Origin of the sequence: Leptospira bouyouniensis, from assembly GCF_004769525.1 — a bacterium.
GTDB classification, from domain to species: domain Bacteria; phylum Spirochaetota; class Leptospiria; order Leptospirales; family Leptospiraceae; genus Leptospira_A; species Leptospira_A bouyouniensis.
Map to the genome: position 1 here is coordinate 24741 of NZ_RQFT01000003.1, position 17115 is coordinate 41855.

Below are 17115 nucleotides of genomic sequence, written 5' to 3' on the forward strand. Positions count from 1 at the left end.
GAAACAGACTTTTGAAGTTTATGTATCTAAAAATACATGGGCTTCAGAAGGGTACTCTCTCTTTGTCACTTCTTTGTGATAGGCATTCACTGCCTCTTTCACTGCTCCACTTAAGTTCCCAAATTTCTTCAAAAACTTTGGATGAAAGTCTTCATTGAGACCCAAGAGGTCTTGCATCACAAGGACTTGGCCCGAAGTGTATTTGCCTGCACCAATTCCAATTGTGGGGATGCGAATGGATTCCGTGATTTCTTTACCTAAGGATTCTGGAACCATCTCGAGTAACAAAGCAAACGCACCTGCTTCAGAAATTTCCTTGGATTTACGAATCATTTTGTTCCGAGCAGCTTCCGTTTTTCCTTGGACACGGTGTCCACCAAGTGTATGCACCGATTGAGGAGTGAGACCCAAATGGGCAAACACAGGGATTCCTGATTCCGTCATCCGTTTTGTGAGTTCAATGATAAAGTCAGAGTCCCCTTCCAATTTCACACAGGACGCATTCGTTTCTTTTAAAACGCGCCCAGCTGAACGAATCCCTTCTTCGATGGAGGTTTGGTACGATAAAAAAGGTAAATCAGCGATGATCGTTTTGTCAGGAGCCCCTTTGCAAACGGCCTTTGTATGATAGATGATTTCATCCAATGTCACAGGCAAAGTTGAATGGTTTCCTTGGATGACCATTCCAAGTGAATCTCCAACTAGGAGGCAATCTACTTCTGTGCGATTGAATAAAGTTGCAAAGGTGTAATCATAACAAGTGATGACAGAGATAGGTTCCCCGGCATCGTATTTTTTTTTATACTGTAGAATAATGTTTTTCATGATTAAGTTCCGTATAGAGAGCATATACTCCAATTTCACCCATTTCAGTTAACAACTGCTTGATGAAAGGTCTGGAATACATGGAATGGTGTGGTAAATGTAAAAAATCAGTTTTCATGACCACCGCTTCATAGGTAAGGATATCGATATCAATTTCACGTGGTCCTTTCCAAGACCTACGTTTGCGTCCCAATTTATCTTCTATCCCTTGGAGAGAATCCAAAAGGCATGGGAGTGTGAAAGCAGAAGAAACCATCACCTTTAGAATTTGATTTAGAAAATAAGGTTGGTTGGTATTTTCGAGTGGAGCTGTTTCTAATCGTTCTGATTGTTTTAAAATCTGTAACTCAGGTAAGGTGGAGATTTCCCAAATTGCCTGGTCCATAAAATGGTGTCTGTCACCAATGTTGGATCCTAAAGACAAAAAGGCAATATTGGAATACTTCATACTCTTACCTCTTCACAAACTTCGTACGATAATCAGGACATTTTAATTCGATTTCTTTAGTCATTTCCATGAGTCGTGAATATATCCGACCTTGGCCTCTGTCTCTCCATTCAACGAGTGAGTGATTGGAAGTAAGAAGGGTGAGTTTTTCTTGTTCATAACGACTATCGATAAGGTCGTATAACTTACGATTGTTGAATTCCGATTCTTTTTGGACTCCAAAGTCATCAATCACAAGGACATCTACATTTGCAAATTCTCGTTCAATGGAACGTTCTTGTCCATGGGTTTCACTATCAGATTGGTAAGTATCTCGGATGGCAGATAAAAAGTCTTTGTTTACCTTTGCATACTTACAAGTGATCCCATACCGAAAGATAAGTTCATTTAAGATGACACAGGCGAGCAGCGTTTTTCCAGAACCAGTTCCTCCCCAAAGGTAAAACCCTTGTGGTGTAAAATCTGCATTTTTAAATTTATGAACAAGTTCGTTTGCCCAGTCATGAGCAATAATAAAGGACATATCAGGGTCGTTTGCTGTGTCCCCAATGTCAATTGTGGACAAAAATTGGAAACGGTACCTTGCGGGTATATTCGCTTTTTCGACCAAATTTTCTAGATTCCGAAGGGAAAACCGCGCATTATGACAGACACAAGGGAGCATTTTGTCCAATTTTCTGTCGAAGGTCATAAACGGAGCTTGTCCTTTCGACTCACAAGTGTTACAGTCACTGCCTATGCAGTGGCATAAAACAAGGGCTCCTGAACGAGATCCCCTCACATGTTCTGCTAATGTGATTCCCACGCCTCCACACGTTTTACATTGCGGATTACCATCTCGGATCGAAGTAATTTCGGATAAATTCATCTCCAATGAGCAATCTTCTTTACTTCACCAGGCTGTCAAGGATTGAGATTTTTTAAGGATTATCTGACTTATGTCCCTTTAAATCCAAATGTTTTGAAAGAAAAAGTTCACATTTAGGTTTTTTTCCTCTTTAATTCGTTATTATTGACTCTTGCCATTCCGATACTTTCATTGAAGAAATAGATAAACCTATTTGTTCAAAATATTGAAAGAGACAAAAGGGTCACACGACTATGAAGATTATTAAGTATCTCCTTATTCTCCAACTGGTGTCCGGCTTTAGTGTGCTTTTCGCACAAACTCAGCCTGCGAACGCTCAAGACAGCCAAGCGGCTAAAGACCAAGTCGACGAACTTCTCAAAGGCGAACTCGTTCCTGAGAATGACGATGCGGAACTTACCGAAGACCAGAAGAAAAGAAAGAAAGAAATCATGGAACAGGAATCTCTTTGGAAGAATCCTGATTTCAAAGGGTATAACAAAACTTTCCAAGAGTTACACCAACTTTCTAAAACTTTCGCAAACAACCAATTCCGTTTGGCTCTTTCAAACTACCAATCCGGTGTTAACACTATTATGAAAAATAGAGATTGGGTAGAGCAGTACCGCAAAGAAGAAGCTGAGAAAAAACGCTTAGATGAAAAATGGTACTGGCAAAAAGTTGATCGTAAAGCAAGAGAAGAACGTGTTGTTTACCGCGAAAAAATGAAAGCGAAACAAGATGCACTTAACTACTTCTCTAAAGCGATCAATCACTTAGATGAAATTAAAAACCCTGACTTAAGAGAAAGACCTGAGTTCAAAAGACTTCTTTCTGACGTTTATCGTTCTTGGATTATGGCTGAGTATGACTTACAAAATCTTCCTCAGTGTATCCCAATTCTTGAACTTTACATCGAAATCGATGATAACGAGAAAGAATACCCTGCTCACAAGTATCTTGCAAGTGCATATAGTTTTGAAGAAAACATGATCAAAAAGACAAAAGGTCCAGATGACATGCTCTTCAAGTATCGTTACAAAAAGAACGTTCACTTATTACGTGCCACTGAGTTAAAATATGGAAAGGATTCTCCTGAATACAAACATATTGTTAACGTAATCAACCGAGATGAGGTTATTTCGGTAGCACAATAATCCCGAATAAATCTCTTTCAATGAGAAAGCCCGGTTTAAAACCCCGGGCTTTTTTGTTTTTAGATTATTGGATCACAAATTTTACTATCAGTTAATTAAATTGAAGCGAAACAATTTACATTTCAATCGTATCTATTTTCTTCATTTAATCTCTTTCAGCACAGTTTTTGTCGGCATCTGAAAAAAACTAAAAAGTCCTATTGCATATAAACTCACTGTAACCAAACAAATTCCGAGAAACACAATAGTGAGTTGTCCATAAGGATAAACACTTCGTAACTCAAGCACCGATCGGTTCAATACTTCGTTGGAAACGACAGAATACACGAGTCCTAGTAAAAATGAAATCACAGAAACAAGTAAGGCTTCTCTAAGGAAGTGTTTGCCCATAAAACGACTGTTTGCCCCAATCACTCGTAACAAAGCGAATTCACGTTTCCTCTCAGATTGGCTGGCATAGAGAGTGGTAAATACAAGAACAAAAGAAGCAGCTAAGATAAAAGCTGTCATGAGTGCCATCATCTGTGTCACTTTCTCCAAAATCCCCATAAAGGCTTGGATGGTTTTTTCAGTGTCGATGACGGTGATGTTAGGGAATTGGTTTACGATCACCTTTTGTAATTGGTATCTGTTTTCACTAGAATCAATGAGTAAGGATACAATATAAAAGCGAGGAGCTTTCTCCAAAATCCCTCTGGAAAATAAAACCACAAAGTTTGGTTTCATATCCGCCCAGTTCACCGAACGAAGGTTTGTGATTTTACCAGATACTTCCCTACCTTGTACGTTGAAAGTTAACTCGTCACCCACACTTGCTTGTAAATAGGTGGAAAAATCTCTTTCAACAGAGATTTCATTTTGGCTCGACTGGTTCCACCAGCTTCCCTTTGTCACCTCTTCCGTATCATACATCTCATCACGATAGGATAAAAAATATTCCCTGGTTCTTGCGGTAGCTCGCCAATTACGATCCATAGCGTTTTTGATTGTATCTTCTTTTTTGACCGGTTCTCCATTCACCTTGGACAAACGAGCTCCAATCACAGGTGCTACATATTGTTTTTCTACAGGGAACTTTGTGATCGCTGTTAGCAGTTCATTTTTCTGGGTCTCTCGGATGTCGAGAAGGAACATGTTTGGCCTACGTTCGATCTCTCTTGCACCACTTAACTCGAGTAAACTTTCCTGTAAGATAAGAGAAAGTGTTAGGATGAATAACGCCGATCCTAGGCCAATGATCGAAAGCCGAAGGGCTCCCGATTTACGTGTAACTTTTTTTGTAACAAGGCTCCATTCTTTCGACAACCATCCAAGTTTCGAAATTTTTTGCAGCAAGGATCCAAAGAGTATGTACAATCCGTACACAAGGAGTGGCAAGGTTAAGAGTACAAGTGTAAAAAGAATCCCTTTGAAAAAACTTTCTGTTTCTAATATGGCAAGACTTGTGAAAAGGATATAAATCAATACAAAGGAACCAAATTGCCAATAGGATGTTGATATGTTCCCACTGGTTTGTGATTCAACTTCTTTCAATGCAGCAAGTGGTTTGACCGACCTCGTCTCAAGGACAAGTGGGATCGAAATAAGCAGTGGTAAAACGACACCCAACACAAAACTCCAAAGGAGAGACGATACAGATAATCCAAACACACTAGTTCCCGTACCAACTGCCAAGAGCCCAGTGATATCAGGCAATAAGGATTGGATGGCATACCCAAGTCCCAAACCGAAGGTTGTCCCCAAAAGGGAAAGGATGAGTATTTCTGAAAATACTAATAAAAGGATGACATTGGGTTTTGCACCAAGACACATTAGGATGGCAATTTCATTTCGTTTTTCGAGTAACCTTGTGCGGACTGCAGTATAGACAGAAATAGCTCCGAGAAAAAATCCGGCAAGGGCAAGAAGGGCCATATAATCAAAAGTGTTTTTGATGAACTGCTGCGAGCCTGAATTGACTTCTGTATTATGATAAATGGTTAAGTCTTCTTTGATAAATGATGCGAACTCTTTGTCCTTCCAATCCAAACTATCGATGATTTCTGGGAATTGTAAGTAGATTGTATAACGGATGCGACTTCCCCTTTGCACAAGACCAGTTTGCATGGCAGTCTCTTTCCGAATGACAGATCCAGGAGCAGATCCAACAAAAGAACCAACGGCACCTGGTTCTTTCAATACAACTCCTGCAAGAACAAGAAGACTATCCCCCAAACGGACTCGGTCACCAAGTTTTAATTTGAGATTCTCTACAAGGGTGGCATCGAGTAATACTTGATTGGGTTTCAAATTTCGATACGCATTCTCTGGTTCTGTTTTCATTTCTCCATAAAACGGGTAACTTGTTTCGATCCCTTTGATAAAACTGAGGGAATTTTCAGAGCCAGATTCATTGGAAATCATCGATAAAAATTGGATGGAACTACTTGATTTGGCGCCTTCTGGAAGGTGGGTTTTGAGCAATTCCTTTGCAGAATCGGTGATTTCTTGGGGAGATTGGAGGGCTAAATCCGCTCCCATAATCGATTTTGCCTCTTTTTTAATGGCATTTGCCGTATTATCCTTATAGGAATGGATGCCAATCACTGATCCCACACCAAGGGTGATCGAAACAACAATCAGAAGAGAATAGCGAAAGCGAGAAAACAATTCCCGTTTTAAGTAAAAACGAAAGAGGGATGCCTTCATCGACTCACCTTCTTTGATTGTTTTTTCGTATTTCTTTGTTTGGTGGCAGAAATAGAGGGAAGAATTTTGGTTTTTTTTGTTTTGGAAGGAGTTTGGTTGATCCTTTTTTTAAAACCATTCTTCGAATCCGAAATAATTTCACCATCTTTCATTTCCAACACACGATCGGCAAGTTTTGCCACATCTGGATCGTGAGTGACCACAACAAGAGTGGTGCCTTGTTTTTTATTTCGATACAATAGTAAGTCCAAAATGGTTTTACTATTTTTATAATCTAAGTTTGCAGTTGGTTCATCTGCAAAAATAATTTTGGGATCATTCACAAAACTCCGTGCGATGGCAATCCTTTGTTCTTCTCCACCTGACAGTTGTTTTGGGAAGTGAGTAGCACGGTGTGACATTGCTACTGATTCCAAAATGGATTCCGCTTTTGACAAAATTTCTTTTTCAGAAAGCGAAGATTTTAAGTATAATGGGATTCCAACATTTTCAATTGCATTGAGACCAGGTAATAATTGAAAGTTTTGAAAGATAAATCCGATTTGATCTGCTCGTATATCGGCAAGTTTGGATTCATTTTGTTTGGTTAAATCAATTCCATCAAGGGATACAATACCCGTATCAGGTTTGTCAAGACCCGCTGCAACACCAAGTAAAGTGGATTTACCTGATCCGGAAGGGCCGATAATCGCTACAAATTCACCAGTTTCCATACGAAATGAAATATTTTTCAACACATCAATCGTTTCTTCTTCATTGTGAAATGATTTGAACACATTTTTAAATTCTAACACTAGGTTTTTCCCCCAAACTAAATATCACCTAACACATAACGCATGACTAATAACGGGCATTTATTCAATAAAATGCCACCTAACAACGATTTTTCAATTTTTTTTATAACAGTTATCTTTTTTTTAATTATCATTTTCGTTCCAATTCTATTGCACCTCGGCAAAAAAAAACTTAGAAAAAATTCCTTATCTTTTTGTGTGTACTTCCTAATTTTTTTTGACCCCAAAGGGTGGGTTTCATATAAAGTAACTTCATCGTAGTGTTTCCCCTCTCCCGTTTTTTAGGGAATTTGGGAAGTTATGAACAGCACTGTCGATAAGCGGACTCATACAGGTAAATATAGAATGCTCGAATGCAATACAAAGATAAATACTGCAGACTTTATGAATGTGAAAATTAACAATCTTAAACCTTGTGCGGAATGTGGCTCCGTCACTACCCTTTATCAGTACAATCTTTGCAAAGTTTGTTTGTCCAAGAGTTTCAAAAAGCTTGTAAAAATCATCGACTCCGTGAGAAAGTAGAATTAACTACACTTTCTCTACGTTAGTCGATGAATTATCCTTTCCAAGATATTGAACAAAAATGGCAAAAATACTGGGACGACCACCAGACCTTTCGCACAAACGCACACTCATCCAAACCTAAATACTATTGTTTAGACATGTTTCCTTACCCAAGTGGTGCGGGCCTTCACGTAGGCCACCCAGAAGGATACACTGCCACTGACATCATCTCAAGACTCAAACGTATGGAAGGATACGAGGTTTTGCACCCCATGGGTTGGGATGCTTTTGGGCTCCCTGCAGAACGTTATGCCATGACAACGGGCATTCACCCTCGCACTACCACGAAAAACAACATTGATACCTTTCGCCGCCAAATCAAAAGCCTTGGGCTTTCCTATGATTGGGAAAGGGAAATTTCCACAACACACCCAGACTATTACCGTTGGACCCAGTGGATTTTTTTGCAAATCTACAATTCCTATTTTGATCGAAAGACAAACAAAGCCGTCCCTATCACCCAACTTGTCAAAACATTGGAACAAGAAGGTTCTAGTGCTTTTGAAGGGATAGAACTCCCGAAAGGGGTCCAATTCTCTGCTGCCGATTGGAAATCCAAATCTCGTAAAGAAAAAGAGGACATTTTGTCCCATTTCCGATTGGTGTATGAAGCCAATATCCCTGTGAATTGGTGTGAGGCTCTCGGAACCGTTTTAGCTAACGAAGAAGTGGAAGAATGGACTTCCAAAGGGTATTCTGTCGAACGAAAACCCATGCGCCAGTACATGATGCGCATCACATCATACGCCGAACGATTGCTAAATGATCTTTCGCTTTGTGAATGGCCACCATCCACACTGGAGATGCAACGCAATTGGATTGGCAAGTCGGAAGGATTGGAACTCAACTTCCACGTTCCTTCATTAAACAAAGACATCACAGTTTATACCACTCGACCTGATACAATTTTTGGAGCAACATACCTCGTCCTGGCACCGGAACATCCACTTGTCGCAGAACTGACAACGCCAGAACAAAAGTTAGCTGTGGAAACTTACCAAAAAGATTGTTCCTTAAAAAGTGATTTGGAACGAACCGAACTGAATAAAGACAAAACAGGTGTGTTCACTGGTGCCTATGCTCAGTTACCAACAGATCCATCTGTCAAGGTTCCCATTTATATTTCTGATTATGTATTAATCTCTTATGGAACTGGTGCCATAATGGCGGTTCCTGCTCACGATCAAAGAGACTATGATTTTGCGGTGAAGTTCCAACTTCCTATTAAACAAGTGATCGATGGAAATATGGAACCTAACCTTGCCTTTGATTCCAAAGAATCTGTATGTATCAATTCCTATTCCGCCGAAGTGCAGTTAGATGGCAAATCTTACAAAGATGCCTTCCAAACAATGGTTACTTGGGCAGAAAAAAAAGGAATTGGTCGCAAAAAAATCCAATTCAAACTGAGAGATTGGCTTTTTGCAAGACAAAGGTATTGGGGAGAACCTATCCCTCTCGTTCACTTTGAAGATGGATCACCAAAAGCATTATCCGACGCAGAATTACCTTTAGTCCTTCCTGATCTAGAAGAATTCAAACCTTCAGGAACGGGAGAATCTCCACTTGCTCTCGCCAAAGATTGGTTAGTTTACAAAGACCCCGAAACTGGGGAAATAGGAAAACGAGAAACGAATACCATGCCGCAGTGGGCAGGTTCTTGTTATTATTACCTTCGTTACATTGATCCCAGAAACAATGACAAACTCATTGATCCAGAATTAGAAAAGATGTGGATGCCAGTAGAAGTCTATGTTGGTGGTGCAGAACACGCCGTACTACACTTGTTATACTCTAGGTTTTGGCATAAAATCCTGTTTGATTTAGGTCATGTATCTACACCAGAACCATTCCAAAAATTAGTCCACCAAGGTCTTATCCTAGGTGAAGACAAAGGAAAAATGTCCAAGTCTCGGGGTAATGTTGTCAATCCAGATGATGTGGTTTCTGAATTTGGTGCTGATACCCTCCGTTTATTTGAGATGTTTATGGGTCCATTTGAGATGTCAAAACCATGGAGTAAAAACGGAGTTGATGGTGTTTTCCGATTTTTAAACCGTGTTTGGCGCCTCTTTCATTCGGGTGAAAACGAATCCTTCTTTGTAGAAGACATTGAACCTAACGAAGCAGAACTCAAAACCCTACATCGGACGATCAAAAAAGTAAAAGACGACATTGATGGATTTGCATTCAACACAGCTGTTTCGCAAATGATGATCTTTATCAATGAGTTCACAAGTAATCCAAGAAAACCAAAAAAAGTATTAGAACCATTTGTATTAGCGCTAAGTCCGTTTGCTCCCCATCTAGCAGAAGAATTGTGGGCAAAGCTTGGTCATAAAGAATCACTTGCTTACCATCCTTATCCGAAATGGGAAGAAAAGTATTTAATAGATGCCAATATCACCATTGTTGTCCAAGTGAATGGAAAAATGCGTGGAGAATTTTTAGCACCAAGAGACATCGAAGAAAAAGAAGCCTTGTCACTTGCCAAAGAAGTGGAAAAGGCAAAACCTTTCTGGGTGGGAAAAGAAATCAAAAAAGAAATTTATGTCAAAGGCAAACTCGTTAACATTGTTGTGGCGGGTTAAATTTTAGATTCTTTTGGATTTAAATTAATAGACCATTTTATCTTACAAATAATTTTCATATGACATTCGAAATCATGTCAAATGGATGTGTATTTTTTATTCTTCTTCTCCACTAATTCGATAAATTAATTATACTTAACATCTAACTTCTAACAATTTTATACTTGCATTCACTTAATGACCATTTATAAAAAAAAGCACTTAATCAATAATCTATTGGGAGTCATTCATGTTTTTTCGTTTCACTTGTATCACTATCATGATCCTTTTTCAATTTTACTCATGTAATCCTAACTCGAAAAACAATTCCCGCACCTTTTTGGAAGCCTTACTTTTATTAAACGCAGCAAAAACATGTGAAACAAACTCTGAACTATGCACACTTAGCAATTTTACTTTGGCACAAGCTTCTGAGGCAAATGGATGGGCAGGGATATTGTTTGCCGCCAATCAGTTTGTCGCAGTATCGCAAGACGGAACCAATCGCGTTATGACTTCTTCCGATGGAATCTCTTGGACTGCCAGACCCGCATCTGAAGCAGGCCAATGGTTAAGTGTTGCTTACGGAAACAATACGTACGTTGCGGTTTCCAGCGGTGGTAGTGCAAATCGAATTATGAGTTCCTCTGACGGAATCAATTGGACTTCCCGTACAGGTCCCGCCAGTACTTTTGATTGGGTAACTTATGGAAATGGAATCTTTGTTGCTGCAGCTAGTACTGGAAGCTGGGCAACTTCAACGGACGGAATCAATTGGACAACCCAAACAAACCCAGGTGCTGCTGCCTGGCGCAGTGTAACTTTCGGAAACAATCTATTTGTAGCTGTGGCTGGAAGTGGGACCAACCGAGTTGCTACATCAACAGACGGTATCAATTGGACGCTTCGATCTGCAGCGGAAGCCAATGATTGGCGGTCAGTCACATATGGAAAAGGAAAATTTGTTGCTGTTGCAAGGACAGGTAATAACCGCGTGATGACTTCCACTGATGGAATCAATTGGACAGCTAGTTCAGCTTCCGAACAAAACGAATGGTACGAAGTATATTATGGAAACGGAATGTTTCTTGCAGCATCATTTACGGGAACCAATCGAATCATGACATCCACTGATGGGATTACTTGGACGGCCCGTACCAGTGCTGCCAACAACTCTTGGAAAGGAGTTGCCTTTGGAAAAGATACTTGGGTTGTCGTATCATTTGACGGAACAGGCACCAATCGTGTACAATATGCTACCTGGAGAAAAAATTAATTTCTAAAACGATGCCGATGTCAAACTCGCCAAAATTGTTGTGGCGAGTTAAATTTTTGATTCTTTTTTAATAAACAAAGATGCTTAAAGTATCTTTGGGAATTTTTAATACAAATCAGTTATATGATAGTTACAAATCAAAAACGTTCACAAGACAAGACTGAACTTTATTAAAGCTAACTTTAATTATATACGAAACCTATAAATCTAAGAACGTGACTCAAAATCATAATCCTTTTCAGTTTCGAGATGGATTCAAAACCTATTTTGGAGTATTTGATGTTTCGTTCTTTGAATAACCTTTTATTTCGTATTCCCTCAGCTTTTTTTATCACTTTTTTCCTCTTCTATTCTTGTAATCCAAATTCTGATAACAAGACTTCTTCCTTTTTAGAAGCCTTACTTTTATTAAATGCTGCAAAAACCTGTGAAACAAACCCTGAATTATGCACCCTTAGTGATTTTACTTTGGCACAAGCAACTGAGGCAAATGTATGGGGAGACATTTTGTATGCAGGCAATCAGTTTGTAGCAATTTCGCAGAGCGGAACGAATCAAGTGATGACATCACCGGATGGAATCACTTGGACGACTCGATCTGCCTCCGAACCAGGCCAATGGTATAGTGTCGCTTACGGAAACAAGACATACGTCGCGGTTTCCAATGGTAGTAGTACAAATCGAATCATGAGTTCCTATGACGGAATCAATTGGACTTCCCGCACTTCTCCGACAAGTTCGTTTGCTAGCGTTGCGTACGGCAATGGTCTCTTTGTCGCGATTGAAAACTCAGGAATAGGGGACTGGGCAACCTCACCTGATGGTATCAACTGGACTTCAAGAACACAACCTGCTCTTCGGCCGTGGAGGAGCGTGACTTTCGGAAACAATCTATTTGTCGCAGTTGCATCGGGGGGAACTACTAGCGTCGCGACTTCACCTGACGGTATCAATTGGACACTACAAACGCAAGCCGAATCAAACGATTGGCGCTCTGTCACGTACGGGAAAGGAAAATTTGTAGCTGTTGCAAGGACAGGTACCAATCGTGTGATGACTTCCACAGATGGAATCAATTGGACAGCTCGTTCGGCTTCCGAACAAAACGAATGGTATAAAGTTCATTATGCCAATGGTTTGTTTATGGCTGCATCGTTTTCTGGAACCAATCGTATTATGACATCCACTGATGGGATTACTTGGTCTGCAAAATCTACAGCAGCCAATTCCAACCAATGGTATGGTGTTTCTTTTGGAAAGGATACTTGGGTAGTCGTTTCGATTAATGGAACGGGAACAAATCGTGTACAATATGCTACCTGGAGAAAAAATTAATTTCTAAAACGATACGAAAGGGAATCTTGTAAACATCGAAGTTACTTGTGAAACTTTTGCTTAGCAAACCTTTACCATCTTATTTGCGGCAAAAAAGAAAATAATAATATTACGAGACCTAGAATTGCAGTTGATATCCAACTGCGGTTGTGGTTTGGCAATGTCTTGTTTGTATCTGATTTTTTTAAACGGATCACAATTGCAGACACCATGAAAATTCCACACGTCCATTGTAAATAACTTGGGAAGATAGAATTTGAAAAGAAACCATTTCCTAACCAATATAACATGAGTGCAAATGAACATATATATGTTGAATCAATTGCAGCTAACCAGAATCGAAATGAGATGGTTGATAACCAATAAAGGAAAATAAGACCAATCAAATTGGGAAGGAATGCGACCAGTCCATAATAGGCAAATGGGTTCATACCTAAACCAGAAAAGAAAATCCCCGAAGCAAATACAAAGGCAATCAAAATTGACTGCATTAAAGATTGTACCACGAACCTTTTCTCGATTGGCCTAAAATAACCCATTTCAATTTAAATTCACAATGAAATTAATCTTCTCTCTCCATCCTTGCCAAAATCAATTAACTTTCACAAGATCACGGTTAGAAAACCAATAACCTAACAAATTTTATAATATCACCATCACAAAAATCAATACTCCAATCAGAACAATGGTAACAAAGGCACCCATTAACATAAATAAGTTGGCGCCAGAAGATTTTGAATCTTGGGATTGTGCATTCCCACCTTTTTTCTTTTGTGTTTGGCCGGCACCCGCTTTGTTTCCTGATCCAGCCATAGCAGCTGGTTTCGGAACCGCAACTTTTACTGGATGTTCTTCGATGGAATGGAATAAATATTGATTGGGTCCTTCGGCAAAGATATGGTATTCGGTTTTGTTACTCGCAATACCAAGAAATTTACCCACAATAGGTTCTTTTTTAATTTTTCCTTCTTCATCAATCAGACCGAGGATTTGAGCATTCGTCAATCCTTCTGGAGTTTCAGTAGGAACTCGGAATAAAATTTCCATTCCTTCCATAAGGTTATCAAATTCAACACCATTGATGGGAGAGATGACTGTTTTCATATTCAGTTCTTTTGGAAAACCTGTTCGAAACTGAACAATTTGACGTTCTAAGGGAGAAATTTCACCTTTTGTCGGTTCGGTGGAAACTGATGGAACCGATGTATCTTGTGCTGAGGCAGCTTCATCTTCTGGTTTTGGAATGGGAAGGATGACACCTTTCATTGGATTTTCATATCGAAACTTAGCAGTAGAGATTTTATCAACCTCTGCTTGCAGTTTGATATTTCTCCCTTTGGTTGCCATAAGAATTGGATTTTCTAAAATTTCTGCAATATGGGATGGGTCTTTTTTTTGCCAAAGAGGAAGGAGTTCCTCTAACTTCTCTTTGGTGAAAGCTCTATGCACGGCGCGACCAATATTTTCAGACATTGCTGGATCGTATCCAGCTGTTTTCCCAATATCACCTAAGTCAGTTGAAATTTGTACATGGTCGGCAAATGTACGAATGCGCCGAAAAGTAGGAGAGTTTCCCACAACGGCATAGAGTTCCATAATGTGTTTTCGGATGGATGATACCAAAATGAGGACCATTCCGTTCAAACTATCCAAATCGATTTTTACTTTTACAAGATAACCGTCTGTGATTTTCCCTTGTAAAACTTCTTTCGCTTGTTCATCAGTGAACACAGCTTCTCTTGTCAAACCGAGTAGGTCTGCTTGTCTCTTTAATTGGTCTGCTTTTGAGTTTAATTCTGACATTATTCTACGAACAGTTGTTCAGGAATTCCAATTGATTTAGGAATCTCATCCAATGGAACTTCTATACGCGCAACTGTTTCCTTTTTCCTTTCTGATGAATATATTGAAAATAAACGACGATCAAATCCTGATTGAGACAATAGTATTTCTACCATTGTAATTCCCATACCTGCACCTTCTGTACTGTCGCCGTGTTCCATAAAGAACTCAAATAGATTATCATACTTTTTGGCATTAATAAACTTTTCTTTTACTCTTTCGGCTTCAATTGGCAGTAATGGAAAATTATTTCGGATTTCTAAATCAATTTTATTTTTTTGATAAATACAAGTGATTTTAACAAATAATCCTGATTCGCGCATTTTTCGTTTGTAAGTGGGAAACTTTCTTTCGTTCAAACTAGATTTGAAAAGTTTCATTCCTTCTTCGTAATCCTTTAAACTTTGAATATTCAGTCTGAGTTCTTCGAAGATGATCCGTTTGATTGCCGCTTTTGTCGAATTGACGATTAACTCTTTGGCTGCGGTATAAAAAAGCTCCATTAGGTCTTCACGACCAACAGAGCTCAGTATTTTTAATAAAATGTATTTGAGTTTAGCTTCTCCCATATCACCCATCACATATGTGATCATGGAAATTTTTTTCCCAGCCACTACTGCATCATCGACTGCATGACAAAAATCTGGACTGAGAGAAATCTCTTGGGACATACTGGTAAACTTAAAAAAATTGCCAGCAGAATCCAGTTTTGTCTAGCGATTTATGTTTTCTGCAAATGTTTGCCTAGGATTTCCATCACTCCCGAAAGTGTAGGTTTGCATGGTAAGATCACATTCTTCAGAGTTTCATCCACTTTGGGAATCTTACCTTCGTGGAATGCAAGTTTGAATTCAGTAAACTTGAGTCCATTCGCAGTGGAAATGACAACCACCGATTCATTTTGTTGGACCACTCCCGATTGGATCGATTTTAAAAGTGCTGCCAGAGCAACGCCAGTGTGAGGGTCATTATAAAGTCCGTACAAATCCCCTTTTGCACTTGCGTTTGCTAATTCTTCCTCTGTTGCCACTTCGACAACTCCGTTGAATTTTTTAAGAACGCGGATCGCTTTTTTCACAGAGACTGGGTCTCCAATTTGAATGGCAGAGGCTAAAGTTTTTTCGGCCGTAACCGGAGAGAACTCCGCAAAACCTTTCTTAAACGATTTATACAATGGGCTCGCATTTTTTGCCTGCGCAAGGATGATCCTTGGCAATTTATCGATCAGGCCTAGTTCCAACATCATTTCGAAACCCATCCCAAGTGCCGATACATTCCCTAAATTCCCACCTGGGATCACCACCCAATCTGGGACTTTCCAACCAAGTTGTTGGGTAATTTCAATCGAGATTGATTTTTGCCCTTCTATTCGTAGGGAATTCATAGAATTTGCTAAGTAAATCGACTTTTCTTGTGTGAGTTCTTTCACGACAGCCATACAACCATCAAAGTCAGTTTCTAATGCCAGAACAATCGCACCATTTGAAACAGGTTGGATGAGTTGTGCCGTAGATACTTTGTTAGCTGGAAGTAGAATGATAGCAGGGATTCCTGCTTTTGCCGCATAGGAAGCGAGTGCCGCCGAGGTGTCTCCTGTGGACGCACACGCAACCGCTTTGATAGGAACACCATCCGATATCATTTGGTTCACTTGGCTTACAAGGACTGTCATTCCCAAATCTTTAAAGGAACCTGTGTGGGAAACGCCGCACTGTTTTACATGAAGGCTTTTTAGACCAAGGTCTTTGGCAAATCGAGAAGCATCATATAAGTGGGTCGTCCCTTCCCCTGATGTGATGATATTTTGGTCATTGATTTCGGGGAGGACCCATTCCTTTTTGCCCCAAACTCCCGAAGCATAGGGAAATTGACTCGATCGAAAACGAGATTCAAAAGTAGATTTCCATTCTTCAGCTGGGATTTTTTTTAAGCTGTCCAAATCATGTTCTACGTTTAAAAGTTCTCCACAACTTGAACAGGAATAGATGACTTGGTGGAGTGGGTATGTTTTGCGACAGGAGTCATTGGTACAGCGAAACTGTGCTCGGAATTGATATTTTGTAAGTGACATAGACTTCTCTAGGCTTCAGATTTACGGAAACTTCCTTTTCCATACTGGAGAATGGGGAAAAATGCACGAATGATTTTTATCGTTTTTTGATGGATATGGAAACAGAAACTAAAGGCCCCGGTTGGTGGTTCAAAATCAAACGATACATGAGAAGGAGCCTCTTCGTCTTCTTATTTCTCTGTTTCTTACTCTTTGTCCGGGTATTTTTGTTCCAAATTTACTCAGTCCAAGGAAATTCCATGTATCCGACCCTCGAACACGGATCCGTCGTTTTTGTTTGGAAAGGTGGGTATGCCATCTCCGCCAAATTTTTTGGAACAGAACTTTTGTATACAGATCCAAATATCAACAAATTAGACCTTGTGTTATTTGTGAGTCAAGAAGACGAACTAGTCGTCAAACGCGTGATTGGTTTGCCTGGCGAATTTTATTCAATTGAAGCAGGAAGAGTTCTCATCGATTCAATGGAACTTTTGGAAAATTATTTACCAAAAGGATCTTATACAAGTGAACCTTCCACATCAGTTTTCTTAAATCGCCATCATTCCCCATTCCTTGCCATGGACAAACAAGGAAGGATTCCTCCTGGCTATTATTTATTACTCGGTGACAATCGCCAGTATTCAACAGATTCCAGATCTTTTGGCCTTGTCCCTGTAGAAAAAATTAAAGGAAAGGTAATCTTTTATTTTTAA

At 39.6% G+C, this 17115-nt stretch carries 14 protein-coding genes; 5 read left to right on the forward strand and 9 right to left on the reverse strand.

The genetic code is table 11. The features are described 5' to 3' along the window. Window positions 1-18 precede the first annotated feature (18 nt). From panB to EHQ43_RS01700, 3 genes are read right to left on the reverse strand one after another with little or no spacing between them, the layout of a single operon-like run. The gene (gene panB / locus EHQ43_RS01690; protein ID WP_135740419.1) at window positions 19-825 is read right to left on the reverse strand and encodes a 3-methyl-2-oxobutanoate hydroxymethyltransferase; all 807 of its coding nucleotides are present in this window, start codon (window positions 823-825) and stop codon (window positions 19-21) included. Continuing rightward, the gene (gene folK, locus EHQ43_RS01695) at window positions 800-1273 is read right to left on the reverse strand and encodes a 2-amino-4-hydroxy-6-hydroxymethyldihydropteridine diphosphokinase (RefSeq protein ID WP_135740418.1); all 474 of its coding nucleotides are present in this window, start codon (window positions 1271-1273) and stop codon (window positions 800-802) included. Before folK ends, panB begins: the two co-directional genes overlap by 26 nt. 4 nt (window positions 1274-1277) lie before the next feature. Further along, complete coding sequence (locus tag EHQ43_RS01700) at window positions 1278-2141, reverse strand: ATP-binding protein (protein ID WP_167481743.1); 864 nt, start codon at window positions 2139-2141, stop codon at window positions 1278-1280. Window positions 2142-2374: 233 nt separating this feature from the next. On the opposite strand from EHQ43_RS01700, the gene fcpA reads away from it, so the two are divergent. Then, window positions 2375-3277: a flagellar coiling protein FcpA gene (fcpA, locus tag EHQ43_RS01705; protein ID WP_135740416.1), complete on the forward strand. Its 903-nt coding sequence runs from the start codon at window positions 2375-2377 to the stop codon at window positions 3275-3277. Window positions 3278-3418: 141 nt separating this feature from the next. Here the strand turns inward: fcpA and EHQ43_RS01710 are convergent, their stop codons facing one another. Both EHQ43_RS01710 and EHQ43_RS01715 read right to left on the reverse strand, forming a co-directional pair. Beyond that, window positions 3419-5965 (reverse strand): ABC transporter permease, encoded by a 2547-nt coding sequence (locus EHQ43_RS01710; protein ID WP_135769995.1) that lies wholly within the window; start codon window positions 5963-5965, stop codon window positions 3419-3421. Then, window positions 5962-6759 carry an ABC transporter ATP-binding protein gene (locus tag EHQ43_RS01715; protein WP_135740414.1) on the reverse strand — a complete coding sequence of 266 codons (798 nt, stop codon included), beginning with the start codon at window positions 6757-6759 and terminating at the stop codon, window positions 5962-5964. Before EHQ43_RS01715 ends, EHQ43_RS01710 begins: the two co-directional genes overlap by 4 nt. A gap of 554 nt (window positions 6760-7313) precedes the next feature. Here EHQ43_RS01715 and leuS point away from each other — a divergent pair. The 3 genes from leuS to EHQ43_RS01730 all read left to right on the forward strand — a co-directional run bounded on the left by leuS (window position 7314) and on the right by EHQ43_RS01730 (window position 12507). Further along, complete coding sequence (gene leuS / locus EHQ43_RS01720; protein WP_135769996.1) at window positions 7314-9917, forward strand: leucine--tRNA ligase; 2604 nt, start codon at window positions 7314-7316, stop codon at window positions 9915-9917. A 229-nt stretch (window positions 9918-10146) separates the two neighbouring features. Then, complete coding sequence (locus EHQ43_RS01725; RefSeq protein WP_135769997.1) at window positions 10147-11172, forward strand: hypothetical protein; 1026 nt, start codon at window positions 10147-10149, stop codon at window positions 11170-11172. Window positions 11173-11451: 279 nt separating this feature from the next. Beyond that, window positions 11452-12507, forward strand: coding sequence for a DUF6242 domain-containing protein (locus EHQ43_RS01730; protein ID WP_244242592.1), 1056 nt, complete (start codon window positions 11452-11454; stop codon window positions 12505-12507). 71 nt (window positions 12508-12578) lie between these two features. Here the strand turns inward: EHQ43_RS01730 and EHQ43_RS01735 are convergent, their stop codons facing one another. The 4 genes from EHQ43_RS01735 to thrC all read right to left on the reverse strand — a co-directional run bounded on the left by EHQ43_RS01735 (window position 12579) and on the right by thrC (window position 16420). Then, window positions 12579-13013, reverse strand: coding sequence for a hypothetical protein (locus EHQ43_RS01735; protein WP_135769998.1), 435 nt, complete (start codon window positions 13011-13013; stop codon window positions 12579-12581). Between the two features lie 136 nt (window positions 13014-13149). Next, the gene (locus EHQ43_RS01740; protein ID WP_135769999.1) at window positions 13150-14310 is read right to left on the reverse strand and encodes an LIC10486 family protein; all 1161 of its coding nucleotides are present in this window, start codon (window positions 14308-14310) and stop codon (window positions 13150-13152) included. After that, window positions 14310-15020: a hypothetical protein gene (locus tag EHQ43_RS01745; protein WP_135770000.1), complete on the reverse strand. Its 711-nt coding sequence runs from the start codon at window positions 15018-15020 to the stop codon at window positions 14310-14312. Before EHQ43_RS01745 ends, EHQ43_RS01740 begins: the two co-directional genes overlap by 1 nt. A 50-nt stretch (window positions 15021-15070) precedes the next feature. Continuing rightward, window positions 15071-16420: a threonine synthase gene (gene thrC, locus EHQ43_RS01750; RefSeq protein WP_135770001.1), complete on the reverse strand. Its 1350-nt coding sequence runs from the start codon at window positions 16418-16420 to the stop codon at window positions 15071-15073. 146 nt (window positions 16421-16566) lie between these two features. Here thrC and lepB point away from each other — a divergent pair, with 146 nt between their 5' ends. Then, on the forward strand, window positions 16567-17115 hold the full coding sequence (gene lepB / locus EHQ43_RS01755) for a signal peptidase I (RefSeq protein ID WP_244242659.1): 549 nt from the start codon (window positions 16567-16569) through the stop codon (window positions 17113-17115).

Excerpts from the sequence above, each read along its gene's own strand:
- EHQ43_RS01745 (WP_135770000.1), bottom strand. The coding sequence starts at position 15,020 with ATGTCCCAAGAGATTTCTCTCAGTCCAGATTTTTGTCATGCAGTCGAT.
- EHQ43_RS01725 (WP_135769997.1), top strand. The coding sequence starts at position 10,147 with ATGTTTTTTCGTTTCACTTGTATCACTATCATGATCCTTTTTCAATTT.
- thrC (WP_135770001.1), bottom strand. The coding sequence starts at position 16,420 with ATGTCACTTACAAAATATCAATTCCGAGCACAGTTTCGCTGTACCAAT.
- lepB (WP_244242659.1), top strand. The coding sequence starts at position 16,567 with ATGAGAAGGAGCCTCTTCGTCTTCTTATTTCTCTGTTTCTTACTCTTT.
- EHQ43_RS01730 (WP_244242592.1), top strand. The coding sequence starts at position 11,452 with ATGTTTCGTTCTTTGAATAACCTTTTATTTCGTATTCCCTCAGCTTTT.
- fcpA (WP_135740416.1), top strand. The coding sequence starts at position 2,375 with ATGAAGATTATTAAGTATCTCCTTATTCTCCAACTGGTGTCCGGCTTT.
- EHQ43_RS01710 (WP_135769995.1), bottom strand. The coding sequence starts at position 5,965 with ATGAAGGCATCCCTCTTTCGTTTTTACTTAAAACGGGAATTGTTTTCT.
- leuS (WP_135769996.1), top strand. The coding sequence starts at position 7,314 with ATGAATTATCCTTTCCAAGATATTGAACAAAAATGGCAAAAATACTGG.
- folK (WP_135740418.1), bottom strand. The coding sequence starts at position 1,273 with ATGAAGTATTCCAATATTGCCTTTTTGTCTTTAGGATCCAACATTGGT.
- panB (WP_135740419.1), bottom strand. The coding sequence starts at position 825 with ATGAAAAACATTATTCTACAGTATAAAAAAAAATACGATGCCGGGGAA.
- EHQ43_RS01700 (WP_167481743.1), bottom strand. The coding sequence starts at position 2,141 with ATGAATTTATCCGAAATTACTTCGATCCGAGATGGTAATCCGCAATGT.
- EHQ43_RS01740 (WP_135769999.1), bottom strand. The coding sequence starts at position 14,310 with ATGTCAGAATTAAACTCAAAAGCAGACCAATTAAAGAGACAAGCAGAC.